This window comes from Nocardia sp. NPDC049190 (genome assembly GCF_040648115.1).
In the GTDB taxonomy this organism is placed as follows: Bacteria; Actinomycetota; Actinomycetes; order Mycobacteriales; family Mycobacteriaceae; genus Nocardia.
The window spans coordinates 136,784-158,986 of the sequence record NZ_JBEZDE010000008.1 but is presented as its reverse complement, the minus strand read 5'-3'; the positions used below and the strand labels follow the sequence as shown (position 1 = coordinate 158,986).

Annotated in this window: 21 protein-coding genes and 1 tRNA gene; 12 read left to right on the top strand and 10 right to left on the bottom strand. The window is 65.0% G+C overall.

Annotation, left to right across the window (positions count from 1 at the left end; all coding sequences use genetic code 11):
• Nucleotides 1–112: 112 nt before the first annotated feature.
• From AB0B25_RS10075 to AB0B25_RS10060, 4 genes are all read right to left on the bottom strand, one after another.
• A complete protein-coding gene (locus AB0B25_RS10075) occupies nt 113–505 on the bottom strand; it encodes a rhodanese-like domain-containing protein (RefSeq protein ID WP_357176878.1) in 393 nt (130 codons plus the stop codon).
• 91 nt (nt 506–596) lie between these two features.
• Nucleotides 597–1,121 carry a cysteine dioxygenase family protein gene (locus AB0B25_RS10070; protein WP_357176877.1) on the bottom strand — a complete coding sequence of 175 codons (525 nt, stop codon included), beginning with the start codon at nt 1,119–1,121 and terminating at the stop codon, nt 597–599.
• A 429-nt stretch (nt 1,122–1,550) separates the two neighbouring features.
• Nucleotides 1,551–2,837, bottom strand: a complete 1,287-nt coding sequence (locus AB0B25_RS10065) for an amidohydrolase family protein (RefSeq protein ID WP_357176876.1) — start codon at nt 2,835–2,837, stop codon at nt 1,551–1,553.
• Complete coding sequence (locus AB0B25_RS10060; RefSeq protein ID WP_357176875.1) at nt 2,834–3,970, bottom strand: aminotransferase class V-fold PLP-dependent enzyme; 1,137 nt, start codon at nt 3,968–3,970, stop codon at nt 2,834–2,836. Before AB0B25_RS10060 ends, AB0B25_RS10065 begins: the two co-directional genes overlap by 4 nt.
• A gap of 182 nt (nt 3,971–4,152) precedes the next feature.
• Between AB0B25_RS10060 and AB0B25_RS10055 the strand changes: the two genes are divergently transcribed.
• The 5 genes from AB0B25_RS10055 to AB0B25_RS10035 all read left to right on the top strand — a co-directional run bounded on the left by AB0B25_RS10055 (nt 4,153) and on the right by AB0B25_RS10035 (nt 9,041).
• The gene (locus AB0B25_RS10055; protein WP_357176874.1) at nt 4,153–4,395 is read left to right on the top strand and encodes a DUF3311 domain-containing protein; all 243 of its coding nucleotides are present in this window, start codon (nt 4,153–4,155) and stop codon (nt 4,393–4,395) included.
• A gap of 9 nt (nt 4,396–4,404) precedes the next feature.
• Nucleotides 4,405–5,910, top strand: coding sequence for a sodium:solute symporter family protein (locus AB0B25_RS10050; RefSeq protein WP_357176873.1), 1,506 nt, complete (start codon nt 4,405–4,407; stop codon nt 5,908–5,910).
• An 85-nt stretch (nt 5,911–5,995) separates the two neighbouring features.
• A complete protein-coding gene (locus tag AB0B25_RS10045; protein ID WP_357176872.1) occupies nt 5,996–6,532 on the top strand; it encodes an XRE family transcriptional regulator in 537 nt (178 codons plus the stop codon).
• 83 nt (nt 6,533–6,615) lie between these two features.
• Nucleotides 6,616–7,389: a cyclase family protein gene (locus tag AB0B25_RS10040; RefSeq protein ID WP_357176871.1), complete on the top strand. Its 774-nt coding sequence runs from the start codon at nt 6,616–6,618 to the stop codon at nt 7,387–7,389.
• Nucleotides 7,386–9,041 (top strand): thiamine pyrophosphate-binding protein, encoded by a 1,656-nt coding sequence (locus tag AB0B25_RS10035; RefSeq protein ID WP_357176870.1) that lies wholly within the window; start codon nt 7,386–7,388, stop codon nt 9,039–9,041. Before AB0B25_RS10040 ends, AB0B25_RS10035 begins: the two co-directional genes overlap by 4 nt.
• A gap of 66 nt (nt 9,042–9,107) precedes the next feature.
• Here the strand turns inward: AB0B25_RS10035 and AB0B25_RS10030 are convergent, their stop codons facing one another.
• Entirely contained in the window at nt 9,108–9,383 is a 276-nt protein-coding gene (locus tag AB0B25_RS10030) for an aldo/keto reductase (RefSeq protein WP_357176924.1), read from the bottom strand.
• A 64-nt stretch (nt 9,384–9,447) separates the two neighbouring features.
• On the opposite strand from AB0B25_RS10030, the gene AB0B25_RS10025 reads away from it, so the two are divergent.
• The 5 genes from AB0B25_RS10025 (at nt 9,448) to AB0B25_RS10005 (ending at nt 13,493) form a co-directional block, all read left to right on the top strand.
• Nucleotides 9,448–9,582: a hypothetical protein gene (locus AB0B25_RS10025; protein ID WP_357176869.1), complete on the top strand. Its 135-nt coding sequence runs from the start codon at nt 9,448–9,450 to the stop codon at nt 9,580–9,582.
• A 487-nt stretch (nt 9,583–10,069) separates the two neighbouring features.
• The gene (locus AB0B25_RS10020; protein WP_357176868.1) at nt 10,070–10,816 is read left to right on the top strand and encodes an NAD(P)H-binding protein; all 747 of its coding nucleotides are present in this window, start codon (nt 10,070–10,072) and stop codon (nt 10,814–10,816) included.
• A gap of 655 nt (nt 10,817–11,471) precedes the next feature.
• Nucleotides 11,472–11,987, top strand: coding sequence for a type VII secretion system-associated protein (locus AB0B25_RS10015; protein ID WP_357176867.1), 516 nt, complete (start codon nt 11,472–11,474; stop codon nt 11,985–11,987).
• A 74-nt stretch (nt 11,988–12,061) separates the two neighbouring features.
• Nucleotides 12,062–12,979, top strand: coding sequence for a hypothetical protein (locus AB0B25_RS10010; RefSeq protein WP_357176866.1), 918 nt, complete (start codon nt 12,062–12,064; stop codon nt 12,977–12,979).
• A 340-nt stretch (nt 12,980–13,319) separates the two neighbouring features.
• The gene (locus AB0B25_RS10005; RefSeq protein ID WP_357176865.1) at nt 13,320–13,493 is read left to right on the top strand and encodes a hypothetical protein; all 174 of its coding nucleotides are present in this window, start codon (nt 13,320–13,322) and stop codon (nt 13,491–13,493) included.
• 993 nt (nt 13,494–14,486) lie between these two features.
• On the opposite strand, the gene AB0B25_RS10000 is transcribed toward AB0B25_RS10005, so the two are convergent.
• The 4 genes from AB0B25_RS10000 to AB0B25_RS09985 form a co-directional block, all read right to left on the bottom strand.
• Nucleotides 14,487–14,559 (bottom strand) — tRNA-Arg (locus tag AB0B25_RS10000).
• 133 nt (nt 14,560–14,692) lie between these two features.
• Nucleotides 14,693–15,505, bottom strand: a complete 813-nt coding sequence (locus tag AB0B25_RS09995; RefSeq protein WP_357176864.1) for a DUF1542 domain-containing protein — start codon at nt 15,503–15,505, stop codon at nt 14,693–14,695.
• Between the two features lie 79 nt (nt 15,506–15,584).
• A complete protein-coding gene (locus AB0B25_RS09990; protein WP_357176863.1) occupies nt 15,585–17,057 on the bottom strand; it encodes an NAD(P)/FAD-dependent oxidoreductase in 1,473 nt (490 codons plus the stop codon).
• 79 nt (nt 17,058–17,136) lie between these two features.
• Complete coding sequence (locus tag AB0B25_RS09985) at nt 17,137–18,279, bottom strand: acyl-CoA dehydrogenase family protein (RefSeq protein WP_357176862.1); 1,143 nt, start codon at nt 18,277–18,279, stop codon at nt 17,137–17,139.
• A gap of 547 nt (nt 18,280–18,826) precedes the next feature.
• Between AB0B25_RS09985 and AB0B25_RS09980 the strand changes: the two genes are divergently transcribed.
• Both AB0B25_RS09980 and AB0B25_RS09975 read left to right on the top strand, forming a co-directional pair.
• Nucleotides 18,827–19,222 (top strand): metalloregulator ArsR/SmtB family transcription factor, encoded by a 396-nt coding sequence (locus AB0B25_RS09980; protein WP_357176861.1) that lies wholly within the window; start codon nt 18,827–18,829, stop codon nt 19,220–19,222.
• Between the two features lie 41 nt (nt 19,223–19,263).
• Nucleotides 19,264–20,307 (top strand): cation diffusion facilitator family transporter, encoded by a 1,044-nt coding sequence (locus AB0B25_RS09975; RefSeq protein ID WP_357176860.1) that lies wholly within the window; start codon nt 19,264–19,266, stop codon nt 20,305–20,307.
• A gap of 155 nt (nt 20,308–20,462) precedes the next feature.
• Here the strand turns inward: AB0B25_RS09975 and AB0B25_RS09970 are convergent, their stop codons facing one another.
• Nucleotides 20,463–21,374, bottom strand: a complete 912-nt coding sequence (locus tag AB0B25_RS09970) for a hypothetical protein (RefSeq protein ID WP_357176859.1) — start codon at nt 21,372–21,374, stop codon at nt 20,463–20,465.
• Nucleotides 21,375–22,203: the final 829 nt, after the last annotated feature.

Genomic DNA, 22,203 nt, shown 5'->3' with positions numbered 1-22,203 from the left:
TCCGCCGGGTCGACGCGATACGCTGGCCCACATTCTGCGCGAAGTCGGCCTGCACGGACCTGGCTGCGGCGACCGCTGACGAGACGAAGGCCAGTGCGGCAACCGAGCCCGACTACGGCACCGCCGGCGATCCGCCCGCAACTACCGGCAATCCCGCCGCCCGCCAGGCTCGGAACCCCCCGATCAGGTCGGTGGCGTGGCGCAGCCCGATACGGCGGGCATCGGCGGCGGCGAGACTCGACGCGTAGCCCTCGTTGCACATGATCACCACCGGGGTATCCGCGGTCAGGCCCGGCAGTCGGTGGTCGCCGGTGGGGTCGAGGCGCCATTCCAGCACGATCCGCTCCACCACCACGGCGCCGGCAATCTCGCCCTCGGCGAGTCGGTTCGCGTGCGGCCGGATGTCGACCACCAGCGCCCCGTCGGCCAACAAGGCTGCTGTTTGCTCCGGGTCGACCCGGGTCAGCTGCGCTCGTGCCTGGTCCAGCAACTCTTCGGCACTCATGATTGCTCCTTGTCGGCACTCGACGACGGCGTCTCGTCGACGCGCAACTCCATCATGCCCGCCACGGTGTAGCCGCTGTTCGCGCGCTCGTTCACACGCCTGCGAAATCCGTGAGCGTGCGGTACTCGCGGACCGGCCGTAACGGCGGCGAATACGCGTGTATCGACGCCGCCGGGCGCGAGCTGTTGTTGCGCAGCTGGTGTGCCCGGCCCGGTCCGAATGCGACGGAGTTGCCGGCCTGCCATTGCGCCGACTGCACCGGCCCACCAGTGTGCAGGTACTCCTCGCCGAGTTCGCCGAGGAACACCGTGAACGAGCCGGCGGCGCCACCGTGGTCGTGCGGTTCGGTGCCCTGTCCCGGCGTCCACGACAGCAACCACAGCTCGACGCCCATGGTCAGCGCCAATCTGGCCCACCAACGCTGCTCGGTGTCGAACCGCACGATGTCCCGCAGTGGCGTCGCCAACTCGGTGGCCACCGCACTGGTCAGCTCGCGCAGTTCCGCGGGCGACCACAGCGTCCGCTCCGGCCGGACGGCGTCGTGTAACAGCGGTACGTCAATCCCAGGATGAATGTCCTTGGCGTGCTTGAGATTCACCGGGAGTGACGTCGTCACACTGTGCTCCTTACGTGATCGTGCGGATAAAACCGGCGCGCTGTGGCACCTTGGCGAACCAGCCGCCCGAATTATCCTTCGTCCGATCGCTTTCGGCACTACCCACAATCATCGTGAGCAAAACCTACCCGACAGGTCGCGACGCGGCGTTCGGTCGCCTACTCCTGTACCTGGTATGACATGCGGAAACGGTTCTCTAGCAGAGTGTCTTCGGCCTACTTCCCTGATCTGGGAACTGAGCGGTTCGGAGGGCGCCGCTTGTAGTGTGCGGGCTGCCAATACCTTTCGGTGCAGCAGTCGCCATGCGATCCGCTGATTTATCCGCGGACCGCCTGTGCCGATCTGCGATCCGGCCCAGTCGTCATCGTGTTCGAACGCTGACAACCGAACTCACGAGCGGCCACCGCCGAGGCGAATGAAACGCCTCCATCATTCAGTGCCCGTGGAGGTGTGGCGGCCTGCTCCCCTTTCGAGTTCTCGCCGGATTCGTTCGCGGGTGGCGGAGTAGCCGCTGTCGAGTTCGGTTGCGTGTATCTCGTGGCGGCGGCCGGCCGCCATGACGAAACGGGGGTGGTGCAGGGAGGCGATGTTCTGCGTGGGGTCGCCGTCGACAGCGATCAGGTCGGCGCTCAGGCCGGGCCGCAGCCGCCCGGTGACATCGTCGAGACCGCAGACCTCGGCGGCGATGTGGGTGGCGCTCGCGATCGCTCGCCTCGGGGTCATGCCCGCTTCGAGGAAGGTGTCCAGGCAGTCGGCGTACTGTTCGAAGTACACCAGTGGAATTCCGGCATCGGTCCCGGCGACCAGGGTCGCGCCGAGCCCGACGAGTTTGCGCAGATTGCCGACCACGGCGTCACGTTCATCCCAGGGGCACATGTAGTGCTCGGCGGTGCAGGCGCTGTTCATCGTGGGGCTGACGGCGATTCCCCGTTCGACGATCATGCCGGCGATCCGGGGATCGAACTGGGTGCCGTCGGTGGTGACCCAGCCGCAGTGCTCGATGCAATCGACTCCGGCGAGTACGGCCCGTTCGATGCCCTCGATACCCAGCGCGTGGGTGGTGACGGGAAGCCCGTGGGCGTGCGCTTCGGTCACGAGCGCGCTCAGTTCGTCGACGGTGTAGCGGGCTTGGGAGGGGTGGCTGCCCGGCGTCATGAACCCGCCGGTGGTCATCACTTTGATCAGGTCCACGCCTTGTTCGGCGTGCCGACGTACCTCCGCTCGGATCTCGTCCACGCCGTCGGCGACGCCGCCCATCGACGCGGCGTGGCCTCCGGTGACGGTGATCGGCGCGTTCGCCGCGAGCAGTCGTGGCGTCGCGTGCGGCAAGGTGGTCAGCAGGTCGCGCACGTCGGTGCCCAGCGCGCCGGGCGAGCCGAGGTCGCGGGCTGTGGTGACGCCGACATCGAGGAGTCGCCGCGCGTTGGTCACCATCCGTCGGCGCAGCGCGTCGTCGTCGGTGGACATTTCGAGGGTGATCTCGCCGGAGGCCGGGTCCTGGCAGAGGTGGATGTGACAGTCGATCAATCCCGGCATCATGGTGGTGTCGCCGAGATCGATGATCGTCTCGTCGGTGTCGGGGCTGGTCGGCGCCGAACCGCGCGGACCGGCGTAGGTGATGGTGCCGCCTTCGACACACACGGCCGCGTCATGGATCAGCGGCGCCTCGGCGTCGGTCAGAAGTCGGGCGGCGACCAGTTTCGTGCGGGTGGTCATGCCTGCCTCCGGTAGTCCTCGATCGCCGCGCACAGCCGGTCGATGTCGTCAGTGGTGTTGTAGTAGTGGAAGGAAATCCGGACGATCGAACCGCGTGGAGCGGTGACGATCCGGCGCTGAGCGAGAAAGTCGGTCAACGCCTCCGGAACCGCATCGACTATCGCCACCTGCGGGCCGGGCCGGGCGTCGGGTGCGGGCAGGCTCAGGGTCTCGCCCGCCTCGGTCAGCCGAGCGGTGGTTTCGGCGGCCAGGCTCTCGACGTGTTTCCATCGGGTGATCGGGTCGATCTGATCGAGCACCTCGATTCCGGCCCGCGCGGCGTATACCGCGGGAATGCCCGGAGTGCCGGACTCGAACCGTCGCGCCTCGACGGGGACGTCGAGGTTGGTCGGATCGAAGTCGAACGGATCGACCCGGCCGAACCATCCCGTCATCCGTGGCGGGTGCTGGTCTTCCACGCCGGACCTGGCGAACAGCACCGCGATCCCGGGAAGGCCGAGCAGGTACTTCAGGGTGCCAGTGATCAGGTAGTCGCAGTCGATCTCGGCTACATCGACCGGGTACACGCCGGCGGCCTGGTACGCGTCGACCAGAACCCGCGCACCGACTGCCCGCGCGTGTTCGGCGATCGCGTTCACCGGCTGCAGGGACCCGTCGGTGTACAGCGCGAGCGGAATCGACACGAGCCGGGTCGAGTCATCGATCTGCGCGCGGTACGCCTCGACCACGCCGACTGCGCGCATCGCGTCCTGGCTCACCCATCGCATCTGGCCCGGCGCTGGCCGTTGCGCGTGCAGCGCCTGCGCGACGCTGGGAAACTCCGCACCCATCGACACGATCACGCCGTCGCTGCCGAAGTCGACCGCGGTGGCCGCCGCAAACGCGGCATGGGAGGCCGAGGGGACGAGGGCGATCTCCGCTGTGTCCGCGTTGAGGAAGGCCGCGACCGTGGCGCGCAGGCGCTCGACCTCGGTCATCCACGGTCCCCATGGCGCGCCCTGATCCCGCAGCAAGTAGGCCAGTTCGGCCAGCGCGGCGGTGACCTGGGTGGAAATCGCGCCCTGGCTGCACGACGCAAGGTGCGTGGTGTCGACCAAACTGGGGAACTGGGCCCGAAACCGGTGGGGATCCACGAATCGCCTCCAACCTGAAAAACACAGATAATGTCAGTCACAGTGAACAGTCGTCACTGTCAATGTGCAAGACTTTCGGGTAAAAATTCTCTCCTCCCCGGCTTGACGACGTGGTAACGGTCACTCAGACTGATGAAAATTCATTTGAAGTGAACATGAATAATGTTCTGACAGGAGTTACCATGTCTCGATCGGTAGCGCCCGAAGCCGGGCGCACATCGCGACGGCGCCGGCACTGGCTTCTACTCGCGATCCCTCCCGTGTGGTGCATCGCGGCGATTCCTCTGGTCAATCGGGTCGACTACGTCTTCGGCTCGATTCCATTCCTGCTGGTGTGGATGACGCTCGGCGTGCTGGTCGGGTCGGCCGCGATCGGAGTCATCTACGCCATCGATCGGCGCAACGGCGAACTGGATCGGTTCTAGGAGCGCGAGATGGCATTGATTCTTGCCTTCGTGATCGCGGTCGGATCGATCGTGTGGGGGACCGTGGCGGCCGCTCGCGGCAGAACTATGAATATGCAGGAATGGTCTGTCGGTGGCCGACGCTTCGGCACCTGGCTGTTCTGGTTTCTGCTCGTCGGCGAAACGTTCACCACGTTCGCGCTGCTGGGCGCCTCCCAGGCGGTATTCAGCAATGGTGCGCCCGGGTACTACGTCCTCGGCACGGTGGTGCTGACGGCAACGGTGGGCTACTGGCTCGTACCCAAGATCTGGCGTGCGGGCAAAAGCCGGGGGCTGGTCACCATGGCCGACTATTTCAGCAGCCGCTTCGACGCGCCCTGGTTCGGTGCCCTGATCGCCGTCTTCGGCATCGTCGCGCTGCTGCTCTATACCCAGGTACAGCTGACCGGACTGAGTCTCATTCTGGCAAGTTTGTTCGGCAGTGGCGTCCCCTCACTGGCCTACGTTGTGGCCGGAGGCGCTCTGGTCGCCTTGTTCGTGCTGGTCGGAGGCATGCGCAGTGCTGCGTTCACGGCGATCGTCAAGGACATTCTGCTGATCCTGATCCTGCTCGTGATCGCAGTGGGCGCAGCGAATGCGGCCGGTGTCCATGGTCTGCTCGGCATCTTCGACGCGGTGAAACAGACCCACCCCAACGGCGCCACGCTGCCAGGTATCCATGGGGCGGCCGCGACCAACACCTGGTGGTGGATGAGTTTCCTCTTGCTCACCCCGCTCGGCACATTCGCCCTGCCACATATGTTCCAGGTGTCCTACAGCGCCAAGGATGTGGCGACGATCCGCCGCAACCAGGTGATCCAGCCGCTGTACTCGCTGTTCTACGTCTTGATCGTCATGATCGCGCTCGCCGCGTTGCTCGCACTGCCGAAGTTGACCGACAAGCAGGCCAACGCGTCACTGCTGATCTTTGTGCGCGAGAAGTATCCGGACTGGGTGATCGGGTTGCTCGGCGGTGCGGGCATCCTCGTCGCACTCGTGCCCACCGCGGTACTCATCCTCACGGCCAGCAGCCTGCTCACCCGTAACATCATCGGGGCGGTGTCGCCGCGGTGGGCTTCGTCGCTCACGCTGACCCGGATCGGCGTCCTCGTCTTCACCGCACTGTCGGTACTGCTCGTCGCGCACAGCAATGCCAAGCTTCTGAGCATCATGTCCAATGTGTACAGCGCTGTCGGCCAGTTGGCGCCCGCCCTGTTCTTCTCGATGATGTGGCGGCGAGTCACCGCGGTGGGCCTTGCCGCCGGCGCTATCTGCGGCGGGCTGATAGTCGGGGTGCCATCATTGGGCTCGTTCGTCACCGCGGCCCTGCCGCCAGGCACGGTGGTCGGGCTCCCCGCACTGGTCGTCAATATCGTCGTCGCCGTGGCGGTCAGCCTCGTCACGCGTCCGCCGTCGGACCTCGCGGCTGATGTCGGAATCGGGAACAGCGCGCCTACCGAGCCCGATCTGGTGACGGCGGACAGCCTGACCCGATGATTCGAGTCGGCGTCGTCCTGTCCTGGTCGCCGGGCATATCCGCCCGGCGACCAGGGCAGGCTACCCGTCGGAAGATAATGTCCCGGTGACCGTGACACGGATCCGTGAGTATCGAAACCTCCGGGGTATGACCGTCCGCCAACTCGCCGACCGAGCCGGGGTTTCCACCGGGCTGATCAGCCAGGTAGAACGCGGTGTCACCGACCCCAGCCTCGAAACCATGCGGCGCATCGCCGAGGTTCTCGACATCCCCTTGTTCAGCCTGTTCCAGGACGGCGACGACCAGACCGTCGCGGTCATCCGGCACGACGACCGGTACCGGATCTCCTCACCGCACCATGCCATCACGTACACCCGCGCCTCGCCGGGCGGCGCCAAACTCGAAGTTCTCGAAGGTTCGCTCGAACCCGGGGCCGTCTCCTCCGACTCCTTGCGCTCGCACCCGTCGGAGGAATGCGTCGTCGTACTCAGCGGACGGCTCACCATCGAGGTCGGCGACCAAACCCACCTGATCAAAACCGGTGACAGCTGCTACTTCGACTCGCACATCCCGCACCGGTTCCGCAACGAAGGCAGGACCACCGTCCGCTTCATGATCAGCGTGACACCGCCCAGCTACTGACCCGCCGGTCAACGCCAACGCCCGCAGGGGGTCGCTTGTAGGTCGGGCGACCGACCGGACACGAATAATCTCAGGAGTTACCCATGACCGTGTTGTCCACACTGCAGTCGGCACTGGCCGGCGGAGCTGTCCAGGTAATCGATCTGACCGCGCCGCTGGAAGCATCGACGCCGATTCTGCACCTGCCGGAACCGTTCGCGAACACCATCCCGTTCGGTCTCGAACCGATCAGCGCATACGACGAGGTCGGGCCCGCGTGGTACTGGAACAACATTCATACCGGCGAACACACGGGGACCCACCTGGACGCTCCGAAGCATTGGGTCACCGGCCGTGACGGCCTGGACGTCGCACAGGCGCCGGTGCAGAACCTGATCGCTCCCGGCGTGGTGATCGATATGTCCGAAGAGGTCGAACGCGACGCGGACTTCTTGCTCGAGGTCGGGCACATCGAGAAGTGGGTGGACGAAAACGGGCCGCTTCCCGAGAGCGGTTGGTTGTTCTATCGGACCGGATGGGACGCGCGCTCGTCGGATACCGAATCTTTCCTGAACGTCGATGACAAGGGATCGCACACGCCCGGCGTCTCGGCCGAATGTGCGAAATGGTTGGCGGAAGAGACCAGTTTGTTCGGCTTCGGTGTCGAAACGGTCGGTACCGACGCCGGCGCGGCAGCCGGGTTCGAGACGCCCTTTCCCTGCCACCACTATCTGCTCGGCGCCGGCAAATTCGGCTTGACCCAACTCCAGAACCTGGCAACGCTGCCCGCGACGGGTTTCCTGGTCGTCGTGGCGCCGCTGCCGATCGTCGGGGGCTCGGGCAGCCCAGCACGGGTCCTTGCCATGATTCAGAGGTGACCTCCGCGAACCACACGACCGTTGCCGACGTCGTCGGACGGACCCTGCAGCGACTCGGTGTCGGAGCCGCTTTCGGAGTCGTCGGAAGCGGCAACTTTCAGGTGACCAATGCCTTGCGAGCCGCCGGCGTTGCGTTCTACCCCGCCCGGCACGAGGGCGGAGCAACGACGATGGCGGACGCCTATGCCCGCATGACCGACGGTGTCGCCGTCGTCACGCTGCATCAAGGATGTGGTCTGACCAATGCCCTGACCGGTATCGGCGAGGCCGCGAAAAGCCGCACACCGTTGATCGTCCTGGCCGCGGACACGCCCGGCGACGCGGTGCGGTCGAACTTCCGCGTCGCGCAGGACGCTCTCGCGGCAGCCGTCGGCGCCGTCCCCGAACGGGTCTACGGGCCCGCCAGCGCGATCGCCGATACCGTTCGTGCCTTCCGCACGGCACGCGATGACGGACGATGCGTTGTGCTGAACCTTCCGATCGACATCCAGGCGCTTCCCGCGGCGTGGGACACGCCACCCGTTGCGCCGACACCGCATCCGGTCCGGCCCGCGGATAGCGATACGGATCGACTGACCGACCTGCTGCGAAACTCCGAGCGGCCGGTGTTCGTGGCCGGTCGTGGAGCCCGCCGATACGCCACCGACCTTCGCCAGCTCGCGGCGTCGGCGGGCGCGCTCCTGGCTACCTCGGCTGTCGCGAACGGACTGTTTCACGACGATCCGTGGTCGATCGGTATCTCGGGAGGCTTCGCCACACCGTTGGCCGTCGAACTGATTCGAGACGCCGACCTGTTGATCGGATGGGGGTGCGCGTTGAACATGTGGACCATGCGGCACGGACGACTCATCGGCGACGGCGCCACCGTCGTTCAAGTGGACAACGAGGTCAGCGCCCTCGGTGCGCACCGGAACGTGTCGATCGAGATTCTCGGCGACGTCGGGGAAACCGCGCGCGCGGTAGCGGCCGCGTGGAAAAAAGAGTCCGCTGAATCGAACCGGTACCGAACCGACGACGTGCGGGCGCGGATCGTCGCCGGCGCCCGCTGGACGCAGGTCGCATTCGATGATCTCTCGACGTCGGATCGCATCGACCCGCGCGTGCTGTCGATCGCGCTGGACCGCATGCTTCCCGAACAGCGTGTCGTGGCCGTCGATTCGGGCAACTTCATGGGCTATCCCAGCGCGTACCTCGCCGTTCCCGACCAGTTCGGCTTCTGCTTCACCCAGGCGTTCCAGTCGGTCGGCCTCGGCTTGGCCACCGCCATCGGTGCGGCGCTCGCACAGCCGGATCGGCTCCCGATCGCAGCGCTGGGTGACGGTGGTGCGCTGATGGGTTCATCGGAGTTCGAGACGGTGGTGCGCCTCGGGTTGCCGATGGTCGTCGTGGTGTACAACGACAGCGCTTACGGCGCGGAGGTCCACCACTTCGGCGCGGACAGCGACCTCGCGACGGTCCAATTCCCGACCACCGACTTCGCCGCGATGGCGGCGGGGATGGGTTATGCGGCGGCCACCGTGCGCTCGGTCGCCGACCTCGATCGGTTGGGGCAATGGCTGGCCGGGCCACGTGATCGCCCGATCCTGCTGGACGCGCGAATCGCCTCCGACGGGGGAGCTTGGTGGTTGCAGGAGGCCTTCCACAAACATTGAGGGGACACCATGAAGGCGCGGCGTATTCCCGCGCCATCGTGGTCGTTTTCGGTAAAAGTGTGCCGGTCAGTACCGAGCGCCGACTGGTGCCGGGAGCGCGTCGAGGTCTGCTAGGTCGGCCGCGGAGAGCTCAACGTTCGCGGCACCGATGTTGTCGGCCAGGTACTTCGGGGTCTTGGTACCGGGGATAGGGACTACGTGCTCGCCCTGTGCGACGAGCCAGGCAAGGGCGCCTGCGCGGGGGTGACACCGATCCGGTCGGCGACGTCGTGGACCTTCGCCGCGATGTCGAGGTTCGCTCGCAGGTTGTCCTGCTGGAAGCGCGGCAGCGTGCGCGCCCATCGCCCCGGCTCCGAGCACTTCCACCACCCCCCAGGTCGGCGCCCTCACCCTCGGCTACCAGTCCATGCAACTCGACGGCACCCTTGGCCACCGCCTCGTCGCCTACTATGCCGACGCTGGATGCCCCGACCACGACGCCATGGTCCTACTCGACATGCTCGCCACCCAGCACGCCCCCGACCCGAACCGAGCCCACTGAGCGCCCAGCTCCAACCCGATGCCCTCGTCACTTTGTCCGATCGACGCCAGTGCAATGGTGGTTTAGCTAGTCTTACGAACCGCCATTCGACTACCGCCGGCGTTGCTCGCCGTTGATGGTCCACGCGCTCCGTTTCGGTTTAACGACGTGTGAGGCGGCGATTTCCCAGCTGAATCGGCTCGAGATGACAACATAGCTGTCGAGTGCAAGAGGGCACGGTTGGTGTCGAGTACTGGTTGGGTGGCCATCGGGCGATTCTTCTGGCGCAGTGCGACAGCGCGCCCGGCCGCGAAGTTCGAGCGGTAGGCGAGATTCAGGCCTGCGGGCTACGACTGCAAGTCGGGAGACTCGGGTGGGTGTCAGGTACGGCACCGGCGGTCGCGGTATTGGTATTAAATGATGCTGTCACGACCGTAACTACTGGGTGAGCTGTCGCGATGGGTGTGGCCTTCCTCCTCTCGTGCAGCGCCGAGCGGGAGGAGTGGTCATGAAGATCGCAGTCGCCGGTGGTACCGGAGTGGCTGGACGAGTGGTGGTGGAGACACTGCAGGCTCGCGGACATACACCCGTGGTGTTGTCGCGCGGACAGGGTGTCGATCTGGTGAGCGGGTCCGGGCTGGATGCGGCGTTGACCGGGGTCGAAGTGGTGATCGACGCCAGCAATGTGACCACGAATCGCAAGTCGGTCGCTGTGGACTTCTTCGAGAAGGCGGGGCGCAATCTCGCCGGGGCGGCCGAGCGCACCGGGGTGCGGCACCTCGTGACGCCGTCGATCGTGGGGGTCGACCGGGTCAGGCTCCCGTACTACACAGGTAAGTTGCGGCAGGAGGAGATTGTTCGGGGTGGGGCGGTGCCGTGGACAATCATGCGGGCGACGCAGTTCCACGAGTTCGTGGGTCAGGTGCTGAGTGGCGTACCCGGGCCGATCGCGCTGGTGCCGATCGCGCCGGTCCAGCCCATCGCGGTACGGGAAGTAGCCGAAGCCCTCGTCGACCTCGCTCTCGAACCGCCCCAGGGGATGGCACCGGAACTCGCAGGGCCGCAGGTCGAGTCGCTGGTCGAGCTGGCCCGACGTCTCATCGCCGCGGGCGGCGCACGCCGACGTCCGGTCGTGCCGGTGTACTTTCCCGGCGGAATGAGAAATGGTGGTCTGCTGCCGACCGGCCCTGGACCTCGCGGCACCCAGACATTCGCCGACTGGCTCACGGAGCGAAGCCCGGCGACGCCCTCTTGACGAATCTCGGTATGACGCTGGAAGCAACGCGCAGTTACGGGCTTCCCTGGCTGGCCCGACCGGCCGAGACCGCGACGGTCGCTCCGGCACTCGTCGGGAGTATCTCTCCGCGGTCCCGGCTGCCTCGCCGATAGGCCCTCTGGAGAGGACAGCCTATGGCGAGGTCGCTTCGAGCAGTTCGTCGTCGGATCATGCGATCTCGCAGTGAACTTCGGTATCGAAACCCACGTTTCCGAGAGCGTGGTCGTGGATTCCGCACCCAAATATTTCGGGCCGCCAGACGGGCAGTATCCGTAGCAGGCTGCCAGGTCTCGGTCGTATGTGTCAGTGCCGGTGGTGGTTCGGAGAACCGCAACGGCACGGTTGGGGTCTTACTCGATTGTCGTCGATCGCGTTGGAGCCGCCAACGCGGCGGGGTAGGGTCCGGCTATTCGCCGCCTTTTGGAGGAATTTTCCCCATACCGTTCGATTCGAAGGGCTGAGAAGCTTTCCCAGTAGTCGAACGTGACCTTTCTGAAGGCTGAAATGACGGACAGAGCCACAGTGGACACATCCCTATCGACTCGCTCGGCGGGTGGATCTCCATGCCTGCATGACAGCAGCCGCGCCGACATCGCAAACGTTCTCGGCAGTGGCGTGGTGCCAGGAGGATCGAATGGGCGATACCGGATCGGATTCCGGTCGGCGTGAGGACTGGGTTGTGTTGGTCGATCCGCGGTGGCGGTCGTCCGCTGCGTCGGATGTGCCACCGTCATCGATGATGGTGGGCGCCTGGATGCTGGATGAAGGCGTTCCCGGTCCGTTCGAGCCGAATCCGGGCTACATGCCTGCCGAGGACGGGGCGCCGTCCGATCCCATCGACGCGGTGCTGAGACTGGCCGCTGACGGAGCCGATGTCGGAGGTGAAATCGTTCCCGCTGTCCGTGGTGCGGTCGTGGAGGTTGCTTGCGACGAACACGATCAACTTATGGTCGGGCTTTCGCCCGATGGCATCCGTTGTATTGCCGTCGTCACTGCTGCGACGCACAAGCGCCATGTCGAGGCGCAACGCTGGAACCCGGTTCTCGGCCGCATGCTGCCACAGGTCCTGCCGTCGGGCGTGGACATCATGGTCAATCCGGGTAGCCCCGCACAGTTCCGGCTGCGCGCCGAGGCGCTCGGGCCGGAATGACCGGAGCCATCCCGTAGCCGGTCCCGCACTTCTGGTCATACAACCCGACTCGTTACCGCAATCGAGAAGATGCCATGCCGCCACCGATCTTGCGTCTCTCCACTGGATTCTACGAGGCCGCGAGACGTCTGGCCGCGAAGTTCACAGAAGGCGCCAGGACTGTGCATACGAACATCGCCGACATCGCCGACGACCTGCATGCGTACGGCAGGGAAATGAAGGGACTCGACAAAGATGCGAGCAGGTCCCTGAAGGCGATGCTCGACCGTGAACCCGATACGCCGGTGTTCGTGTACTCGCGAAACGGCGGCCGCTCGATCGGTCTGTTCACCGGCGACATAATCCACAGCATTCCGATCCTCGGACCGGGCCGGAAACCCATGGGAGTATCTTTTCCGTCACACCCACGTGACCCATTCGGCGTTTTGGAATGGAGCCGCGCGGGTCTCGGCAGAGTGGCTGGGAACTACGGTTTCGAGGTAGGCGGGCCCACTGTGCACGGTAACTTCGAGCGACGGTTCGGTAGGGGCCCGCGGTTGCAGGCTTTGTGGTCGGACAAGGCGAAGTCCGAGGCAATGCTGTTCTCCCTTGCGTATGCTGGCCCGGACGGATATTCGATCTCAGTCGACACCGGGCGCACGATGAAGAGATTGCCAGTCGACGGCTACAACTTCGGTCGTATTCTTGCCGCGAATGATCATTTTCGGGAGGCGCTGCGCGCCGAGCCGAAAAGTCTGCTGATTCAGATATCGAGCAGCCCTGCCGCTGGCTCGGCGGCCCGCGAGTCGGCTCGAGCGCTACACGAGGCGGGAATTCAACTCGATGTGTACGCCTCCCGCGAGTCAGTCGCTATCACTGGAACGCCAGGTAGCGTGACAACTTACGACAACCTCAGCGTCCACCCCCCAGCCGATAGGTCGGAAAGCGCCGGTGTACAGCACTGGGAGGTGTACAAAGCGCCGCGCGGCCCGGCCTCGCCGACAAGAGATTGAGCGGCACGGCGACAGCACACCGACCCCGCATGTGTGTCATGCGACGGCATAGGTCCGGGTTACGGCCTGCAGCCGGTGGTATCGGCGTCCGAGAAAGGCGGCGAGCCGGTCGATTGCCAGGGCCGTGTGGTCGATGGGCTGCGGCTCCGCTGATCGTCTTGTTCGAGGCTGGCCACCGACCCCGGCCCTGATGAATGTCATGGTCCGCCCCGGCATAACTATTCGATTTCCTGCCGAGGTGTCGACGGTCGGCTTCGCCGGCTTTCATGTCGAATTGATAGCCGCTCTGGGGCACGATCTTGGAAGTGGAACAAATAACGTTGCAGGACAGAGGAATTCGATGAGAGACGGATGGATGATACTCGGGTGGGTGATCGTGATCGGTCTGCCTTCGGTGGTCGTGCTCGCGGTTACCGTGTGGCCGGAACGTCTCCCGAAGGAACGCTCGGTCGAGACGATCCGGCAGCGCACCGAGGACGAAGACGGTCTGCCCGCACGCCATGCTGCTCAATAGTACCGAATCGCAACGTCGGACTGGGCAATCGAACAGCCGAGGGATCGATCAAACATAATGGAGGGCAATCGGTTACCGGAGTTTGCGGGGTCGATCGCCTGCGTAGCGAAAAGGCTCTCTCGTGATGAGCCCACGCACTACCGAGATCGTCGTTGCGTTGCCGGCGCGCTTATCGCCGCGTCGACTATCTTGCGGGTGAGTACGAACTCGAACCCTGGACAAGGGAAGAGGTCATGTCGTACTGCCCAACTCGCCTGGCCGCGGTGCGACTCCAGGAAGTCGGCTTCCGGTCATGTGACAAACGGTGGTTACTGTTAGCGGTCGGCGAGAGGCATTCCAGCGCAATGCTATTGATCTCTCGAACTCTTGTACGGCCAACGTGGACCTGAGTCAGGTCAACCTTCTCGATTCGTAGCGGAGCGGCAGCAACCTGACGAAGGTGAGGTCGCTCGGAGCGGATCTCTCTTCGACCTCTGGCGCAGGCGGGTCTCAGTGGTGCGGACCTCACGATCGCAGATCTGCATGGCGGAGGTTGGACGGTGCGACCCTTCAGAACGCTGACCTCTCGGCCGCAGCTCGAGCGATGCCGTGTTCCGAGAGACTGATCTGCGGGGCACGCATGTCGATGACGGGGGCATGGTGCTCACTTTCAGCGGCCCAAATCGGCTTGTGGGGGCTGATGCGTTTGCTGGGGCAGAATTCGTTTGCGTAGGTTGCCGAAACGGCAGTCTGGCCTGCCGGGTTTGTGCCCGAAGGGGCCCGCGCCGGCGAGTAGGCCTCGACTCGTTCTCCCGGACCGGAGGTACTCGATCCGGATGCCGAGGATGAGGTGGTCGAACTCGGTGCTGGTCCTACCCGAGCATCTCCCGATGCGGCGTGAAGAACGTGCTGATCGGGCGCTGTAGCGCAGCACGCACCGACTTCGCCACTGCGTACCCGACCGGGTTGGATGTCGACTGGGCAAGAAAACGACCTGACCTGCGCTGTAACTAGTGCCCTCGGCAGGATTCGAACCTGCGACACCCGCTTTAGGAGAGCGGTGCTCTATCCCCTGAGCTACGAAGGCTGGTCATGGTAGGTCTCGGCCTACCCGGGACGTTCGGGAGTCTACCGGGTCGAGGACGAACAGGCCGCATCGCTCTACCGGAAGATTGAGCAGGGCCAGGTCAGACGTTGTGTTCCAAGCGATGTTCAGTGCGTCAGAACCCGCCGTCGAACCCGCCACCACTGTCGAATCCACTTCCACCGTCATACCCACCGAAGTCACCACCCTGGTCGTATCCACCGGAGTCACCGCCCTGGTCGTACCCGGTGTCACCTGCGTCCTGACCTCCTCCATCGCCGGCGCTCAGCCCGTCCTGATACCCCTCGCCGTATCCGCTTTCGAACCCTTGCGCGCCGTACCCCACCCCGGACATCCCGGAGAACAGCGACGTGAACAGCAGTGCCGAGCCGAAGCCCCAGGCGCCGCCGACCAGGGCGGGCCGCCACCACGGCTCGGAATACCACCCCGCGGGCACCGGTCGTCCGGCGACTCTGCCGCCGGGATAGTAATTCGGGGTCGTCGCCGATGGCTCCGGGGAGGCGCCGATTTGTCTGCCTTCGTATTCGACGACGCGTTTCTCGCTGACCTGTCCGGCGGTGTCCTGGCCGTCGAGCGGCGCGACCGCGGGACCAGGGTCCATATCCATCGCGGCGCGTGCTGCCCTGATGTAGTAGAGCCCTTCCAGCGCAGTCTGTTTCGCCAGCCGCGCTTGTGCGGGGGTGCGTGCCTGATCGAGTTGCGCGCCCGCCGCGATATGCCGTTCGGACGCGTCGGCCAAGGCTTGGGTCGCTGGGGCGTTGCTGCCGGTCAGGTTGTAGACCTGGCCGCCGAGTCGCTCGTTCACCTGTCGGGCGTCGGCGAGCGCGTCGGCCAGTGCGGTGGCCGCGCGTTGTTTGCTGAGTGTGGCTTGCCCTATCAGCAAGGCGGCGAGAACCACGAGAACCACGACGATCAGCACCCACACCATGGTGTACCTCTTCCGCTGCCTGGATCGGATCAAGACCAGTTTACTGATCGCTTGCTAATAGCAGGCTGAGTGCGAAAGGTCAGGCCGCGGCGGCGGGCGCCTGTGCCTCGTCGTAGTCGTTCGGATCGAAAGTCCTTGTCTTCCACCGGTAGAGCGCGGTGGCGCCGGGCCAGTTGTTGGTGATCCGCCCCGCGGCATTCCGGTACCAGCTCGAGCAGAAATTCCACGGTGTCTCTTTCAATCGCTGCTGCAGCCAGTCATCCCAGCTCTGCTCGGTAGCGCCGCGGGCGGCGAGGTAGCGGCCGGGCCGGCCGGTGAGATACTGCACCACCTGACGGATGTAGCGGGCCTGGGATTCGAGCATGTAGATGATCGAGCCGGAACCGAGGTTGGTGTTCGGGCCGTACATCATGAACAGGTTCGGGAAGTTCGGCACCGAAAGGCCGAGGTAGGCGCGTGCGCCCGCGTCGCCCCACACGTCGGCGAGGGTGCGCCCGCCGAGGCCGTGGATAGTCATCGGCGCCAGGAATTCGGTGCCCTTGAACCCGGTGCCGTAGATGATGACGTCCACCTCGTACTCGACGCCGTCGGCGGTGCGGATGCCGGTCGGGGTGATCGCCTCGATCGCGGTGGTCCGCACCGTGACGTTCGGTTGTGCGAGCGCGGGAAAGTATTCGTTGGAGAACAGACCGCGCTTGCAGCCCGCGGCGTAGTCGGGCGTCAGTTTCGCACGCAGTTCGGCATCCGGCACCTGTGCGGCGCGGTGCCGGTCGGCCAGGGCGATCACCGGGTGCTTCATCGAGGGGATGTCGGTCAGCGCCAGTGCGAGCACCTCGAACAATAACCAGATCGCAAGGCGCTCGGCGAGCCGGCTCGGCGGGAAAAACCTGAACAGGGCGCGGTGCGCGGCGCTGTATTCGAGGTCGGCCTTCGGTAGCACCCACGCTGCCGAGCGCTGGAACAGCGTGAGGTGGGCGACCTTCGGCTGGATCCGCGGGATGTACTGGATCGCGCTGGCCCCGGTGCCGACGCATGCGACGCGCTTGCCGGTGAGGTCGACCTCGTGGTTCCACTCGGCGGAGTGGAATGCCGGACCGGCGAAGCAGTCGATTCCCGGGATGTCGGGCAAGGCCGGGCGCGACAACTGTCCGACTGCCGGGATGAGGATGTCGCCGGTGAACCGCGACCCGTCGGCCGTGCGCACGATCCACCGGCCCGTCCGCTCGTCGAACTCGGCCTCGGTCGCTTCGGCGCCGAATCGGATGAAGCGCTCCAGCCCGTGCTTATCCGCGACGCCGCGCATATACGCGTGGATATCGCGCTGTTCGGAGAAACGCCGTGGCCAATCGGATCGGGGTTCGTAGGACCAGGAGTACAGCGGGGACGGCACATCACATGCCGCGCCGGGGTAGGTGTTGGCGTGCCACACGCCGCCGAGGTCGGTGGCGCGCTCCAGGATGGTGAACGTGTCCAGCCCGGCCCGCCGCAGCTCCAGTGCCATGCCGAGTCCGGCGAAACCGGCTCCGATGATGATGATGGACGGAGACGTCATCCTCTGAGCGTAAATCGCGAATCCGCAGGTCCGAACATATCCTCGGTCAAGCAATCGGTATTTTCGGCCATCCCGACGACTACTGCCCGGCCAGTTGGCGCGCGATGACCAGGCGTTGGATCTGGTTGGTGCCCTCGAAGATCTGCATGACTTTGGCCTCGCGCATGTAGCGCTCGACCGGGAAGTCCTGGGTGTAGCCGTAACCGCCGAAAACCTGGACCGCGTCGGTGGTGACCTTCATGGCGGCGTCGGTCGCGACGAGCTTGGCGACGCTGGCCTGGCGGGCGTAGGGCAGACCGGCATCGCGGCGGCGTGCTGCGTCGAGATAGGTGGCGCGGGCGGAGTCGACGGCCGCGGCCATATCGGCCAGGACGAAGCCCAGGCCCTGGTGATCGATGATGTGGCGGCCGAAGGCTTCGCGTTCCTTGGCGTAGCCGACGGCCTCGTCCAGGGCGCGTTGCGCCAGACCGGTGGCGACCGCGGCGATGCCGAGCCGGCCGGAGTCCAAGGCGCTGAAGGCGATCGACAGCCCTTGTCCTTCCGCGCCGATCAGTCGTTCGGTAGGCAGGAACGCGTCGTCGTAGGCGGCGGTGGTGGTCGGCACCGCGCGCAGGCCCATCTTCTCCTCGGGCTTGCCGAAGACGAGACCTTCGGTGTCGCTCGGAACCAGAAAGCACGAGATACCGCGCGAGCCTTCGCCGGTACGGGCGAACAGGGTGTAGAAGTCGGCGCGGCCGCCGTTGGTGATCCAGGCCTTCGCCCCGTTGATCCGATAGCCGCCATCGACGGGAGTCGCCCGGCAACGCAGTGCGGTGGCGTCGGAGCCCGCGTGCGGTTCGGAAAGGCTATAGGCGCCGATGGTTTCGCCGGAGAGCATGTCGGCCAGCCAGCGCCGCTTCTGCTCGTCGGTGCCGAAGGTGAACAGTGGATGGCACGACAGACTGTGCACGCTGACCGCGACCGCGACGGCGGCCCAGCGGGCGGCGAGTTCCTCGAGTACCTGCAGATACACCTCGTAGGGTTGCGCGCCGCCGCCGAATTCCTCCGGGTACGGCAGGCTCAGCAGCCCGGCCGCGCCGAGCGCCGGAAAGACGCCGACGGGGAACGTCCCGGTCTTCTCGCAGTCGACCACCCGAGGCTCGAGCACCTTGTCGGCGATGTCCCGGGTCAGTTCGAGCAGATCCCTGGCCTCGGGGGTGGGCAGGATTCGGTCCACTGGCATGTCGTCTACTCCGCGGGTCGCTCGGTGTGCTTCGTGATTCACAGTAAACCGCGCGGGATCCGGAGCCCGGCTTCCCGTTGTCGACGGCGCGGAAGTGGTGCGAGTCATAGTCACCCGGCTCGGCGAAGTTGCCGTTGGCGTTCGATCGCGACGAAGCCATGCCTCGCGATCCGATCCGGTCGGCAGCCTCTGGCCAGGCGAGTAGCCGAGTCGCCACATGCTCGAACACGCTCGGTGCACGTGCAGCTGTGTGTGCGGCCGGCCTGGGAAATTCATTGCCGTGCTGATTGATTCGTGCAGTTCAGCGTGGTGCTCGTCCCGGCGAGATCGGCGCCGGTGCCGCCGTCTGACGGCTCGATATGTCTCATTCGAGTGATATCGGGTCAGCTGTCTGGCGCACTGGCGCGACACTCGGATAAGACATGAAGACTGTTCGATCCGGGGCCGGTCGGCGTGTCGGCGACGACGCAGGGGGCGTCGCCGCCACGCCGGCCAGGAGTGGGTCGGTGATCTGGTGTCGACGCGCGCTCCGCACTATTATCTGCGTATGAATGCAGATAGCCAGGAAATGCGACCTCCGCTCGCCGAAGATCAGGTCGGGCTGGTTGTCGAGGTTTTCCGGATGCTGGCCGATCACACTCGCGTGCAGGTGCTGTGGGCCCTGGTCGATTGCGAACTATCGGTGAACGACCTGGCCGAGCAGGTCGGCAAGCCGGCCTCCTCGGTGTCGCAGCATTTGGCGAAACTTCGGATGGCGCGACTGGTAAACACCCGGCGGTCGGGCACCACGATCTTCTACAGCCTGGAGAACGAGCACATTCGGCAGTTGGTCGTGGACGCGGTGTGGAATGCCGAGCATGCCGGACCCGGCGTGCCGCCGCATCATCGCGGCGATGCCGCGGTTCGAGAACTTCCGCCTCGAGCCCGAACGGATGTCCGATGAGCTGCGCGAAACATGGTGCCCGAGAGGATGATTCGCGTGTAATGCCGCCGCGCCATCCGCAGGAACACGGTTCTGTCCACGGCCATCAGCACAAACACCGGCATCACCCGCACGCCGGACATCGCCACGCACACGAACACCCGGTCGGTCTGCGCGGAGTCATTCGGGAGATCTTCGTCCCGCACAGTCACGATGCCGCCGACAGCGTGGATGATGCGCTGGAGAGCAGTGCGATCGGTATCCGCGCGGTCAAGATCAGCCTGGTCGTCCTCGGTATTACCGCGTTGCTCCAAGTGTTGGTCGTCGCCACGTCCGGCTCGGTGGCGCTCGCGGCCGACACTATCCACAACTTCTCCGACGCGCTGACCGCGGTGCCGCTGTGGATCGCGTTCGCGCTCGGTCGCCGGGGCGCGACCCGGCGCTACACCTACGGGTTCGGCAGGGCCGAGGATTTGGCGGGGCTGTTCGTCGTCGCCACGATCGCCTTTTCCGCGCTCATCGCCGGGTATCAGGCGGTGCGCAGGCTGATCGAACCGGTGCCGATCGACCATCTCGGCTGGGTAGCCGCCGCGGGTGCGATCGGATTCCTCGGCAACGAGACCGTTGCGCTGTACCGGATTCGGGTCGGGCGGCGAATCGGCTCGGCCGCGCTGGTCGCCGACGGCTTGCATGCGCGGACCGACGGGTTCGCGTCGTTGGCCGTGCTGCTCGGCGCGGGGGGTGTGGCACTCGGCTTCCCGCTGGCCGACCCGATCGTCGGCCTGCTGATCACCGTCGCGATCCTCGCCGTGTTGCGCACCGCGGCGCGAGATGTGCTGCGCAGACTGATGGACGCGGTCGAACCGGGGCTGGTCGCCACGGCCGAACGGGCGCTGGCCGCCGAGCCCGGCGTGCAGGGCGTGCGCAGCCTGCGGATGCGCTGGATCGGACACCGTCTGCACGCCGATGTCGAACTCGACGTCGCGCCGACGATCACGCTCGCGGACGCGCACCGGGTCGCGCATGACGCCGAGCACACGCTTACCCATGTCGTGCCCAAGTTGAACACCGCGGTAGTCCATGCCTATCCGGCGCACACCGGGTGAGCGCGGAGACAAAGTCGATGCCGAGGACCCCGCCGTGGTGTGCGGGTTGTCCGCGCTTGTCGCTGGCCGCCGATATGTACGCCAGACCAGTGGATGTGCTGCTGCAAACGCTTGTGGCACACCGATGCACTCCCCGGCCGGCGAACTGAATGTTCTCAAAATTTCTTATAGGATATGGGATAATTATCGCCAGGCTTTTTGAATAGGTATCCTTCTTCGATTTTCGGCATGAGCCAATTATTGCCTGTGATCTTTCTCTGAGATTTTATCTCGTTCAGACGCTCGACTGCCCCATCGATTGCTTTGTCGCTGAGCTCGAGGTCTCGCAATGCTGCACGGAGCAGCATTGGATCGACCGCGTCGACATGTTCCAAGACCTTCGTGTCCAGCGCTTGATCTCTCAATTTATCCACGAATACGGACCGGATGCCGATTCCTCGTTTCTCTGGGAACGAGTTTCCGTGGTCGATCGCAACGAGATCGCCGTTCGGGGCCACTAGATAGTTGCGCGTCAAGCGGTCTAAATTTCCGATGATGTAGTCGAGCACGGCCATCTGCTGCATTTGCAAGTCGTCGTATTTGTCGGTATCTGCGGCGCGCCGTGATGGCACGAACTTCTGATTCGATCCCAGCCCTTTGGGTCCGTCGACCATTGCGGTCGGTGGCACCAAATCGAAGCCGAGTAGTTCATTGACGCGATATGCGGCAACTTCTCGCTTGGCGTATTCCCCGGATTTCTGCGGGAAATAGATACTCATGGAATTGCTCAAGTATTCGCCGCTGGCGGGCTTGTAGATGCTCATCCCGCTATTGGATATCACCTTGTGGGTTTCGTTCCATCCCTCTTTGTCGAGTAGGAATGTCCTGCGAAATCGAACATCGCCCATAGCGCGTTCCGCGATACTGGGGACAAATCTGTTATCGGCATCCAAATAGATGGTCATGGCCCCGTCTATATCGCCACGTGCATGCCGATACCTCTTTGCCGTGGCGGCACTCAATTTGTTGAAAGCGCTTGCTAAGGTGTCGCTAATGTCGAACATTATTTTGCGGACGTAATTGCTCATTTGCTCGAACTGGTCCCGACGTGAGTGCGCTGCCTATCGGGCGGCGGGCATCCTCTGGAATGTGAGTATTTACGGGCCAGTCTGCAGTGGTACACCCTGCCGGAGGTCGATCTTTGACGATACATGGACGTCAACAGACCTTCTGAACCGTTCTTGCCGCGCCCGAGGTTGGAAGTCGCACACGTCATGCGCAAACCTCGATTCGATTCAGATGGCGACTCGCCGAGAACTCGACCCTTGCGCTCGACCCCAACATCGGGGATTTTACGTCGCCACCCGAAACCATGCGCGGTATCGGGTCTTTCGGTGGCTGCCGCGGGGATGCCGCCGGATCATGCGGTTTCACTATTCCGGTCTGACTCGCCTCGGTGTAGGCGCGAGCGCTGAGCTCCCCGTACGGTGTCGTGTGACAGTTCGGCGCGGTAGGCGCCCTGTCTGCGCTGCGACTTGCGGGTGGCGAACAGGTAGGTCTGGAAGTGAGGGCAACTGCCGCCCGGTTCGGTGGGCGAGGCGATTTCCGGTCAGCCCTGCCGTCGCGCCTACTGTTGGGTAGCATCGCCGCTGTGATGTGGCTCATGGTCGGTGCGTACTGAACATGCTGGCGCGCGTCCCGAACTTCCCGCAGCTTTCCCCTCTGGTTCAACGAAGCCACATTCGCGAGGATCTGGACTCGATCGCGGCCGTCGGCGCCGAGGTCGAACCGGCGAGGCCGGCCTGCCGCGCGAGGCCCAGGGGATCCGGCAGCGCACGCGGTCGGTGTACCGCGGCGGCACACATCGCGGCATTCGACTCCGTGTCCGGAGGTCCGGACAGGTGGTTTGCGACCGCC

Bases quoted from the DNA above. Each gene is read 5' to 3' on its own strand.
- AB0B25_RS10030 (WP_357176924.1), bottom strand. From the start codon at position 9,383: ATGGGCGCGCACGCTGCCGCGCTTCCAGCAGGACAACCTGCGAGCGAA.
- AB0B25_RS10015 (WP_357176867.1), top strand. From the start codon at position 11,472: ATGGGCGATACCGGATCGGATTCCGGTCGGCGTGAGGACTGGGTTGTG.
- AB0B25_RS10025 (WP_357176869.1), top strand. From the start codon at position 9,448: ATGCAACTCGACGGCACCCTTGGCCACCGCCTCGTCGCCTACTATGCC.
- AB0B25_RS10020 (WP_357176868.1), top strand. From the start codon at position 10,070: ATGAAGATCGCAGTCGCCGGTGGTACCGGAGTGGCTGGACGAGTGGTG.
- AB0B25_RS10050 (WP_357176873.1), top strand. From the start codon at position 4,405: ATGGCATTGATTCTTGCCTTCGTGATCGCGGTCGGATCGATCGTGTGG.
- AB0B25_RS09995 (WP_357176864.1), bottom strand. From the start codon at position 15,505: ATGGTGTGGGTGCTGATCGTCGTGGTTCTCGTGGTTCTCGCCGCCTTG.
- AB0B25_RS09980 (WP_357176861.1), top strand. From the start codon at position 18,827: ATGAATGCAGATAGCCAGGAAATGCGACCTCCGCTCGCCGAAGATCAG.
- AB0B25_RS10065 (WP_357176876.1), bottom strand. From the start codon at position 2,837: ATGACCACCCGCACGAAACTGGTCGCCGCCCGACTTCTGACCGACGCC.
- AB0B25_RS10005 (WP_357176865.1), top strand. From the start codon at position 13,320: ATGAGAGACGGATGGATGATACTCGGGTGGGTGATCGTGATCGGTCTG.
- AB0B25_RS09970 (WP_357176859.1), bottom strand. From the start codon at position 21,374: ATGAGCAATTACGTCCGCAAAATAATGTTCGACATTAGCGACACCTTA.
- AB0B25_RS10055 (WP_357176874.1), top strand. From the start codon at position 4,153: ATGTCTCGATCGGTAGCGCCCGAAGCCGGGCGCACATCGCGACGGCGC.
- AB0B25_RS10010 (WP_357176866.1), top strand. From the start codon at position 12,062: ATGCCGCCACCGATCTTGCGTCTCTCCACTGGATTCTACGAGGCCGCG.
- AB0B25_RS10040 (WP_357176871.1), top strand. From the start codon at position 6,616: ATGACCGTGTTGTCCACACTGCAGTCGGCACTGGCCGGCGGAGCTGTC.
- AB0B25_RS09990 (WP_357176863.1), bottom strand. From the start codon at position 17,057: ATGACGTCTCCGTCCATCATCATCATCGGAGCCGGTTTCGCCGGACTC.
- AB0B25_RS10075 (WP_357176878.1), bottom strand. From the start codon at position 505: ATGAGTGCCGAAGAGTTGCTGGACCAGGCACGAGCGCAGCTGACCCGG.
- AB0B25_RS09985 (WP_357176862.1), bottom strand. From the start codon at position 18,279: ATGCCAGTGGACCGAATCCTGCCCACCCCCGAGGCCAGGGATCTGCTC.
- AB0B25_RS09975 (WP_357176860.1), top strand. From the start codon at position 19,264: ATGCCGCCGCGCCATCCGCAGGAACACGGTTCTGTCCACGGCCATCAG.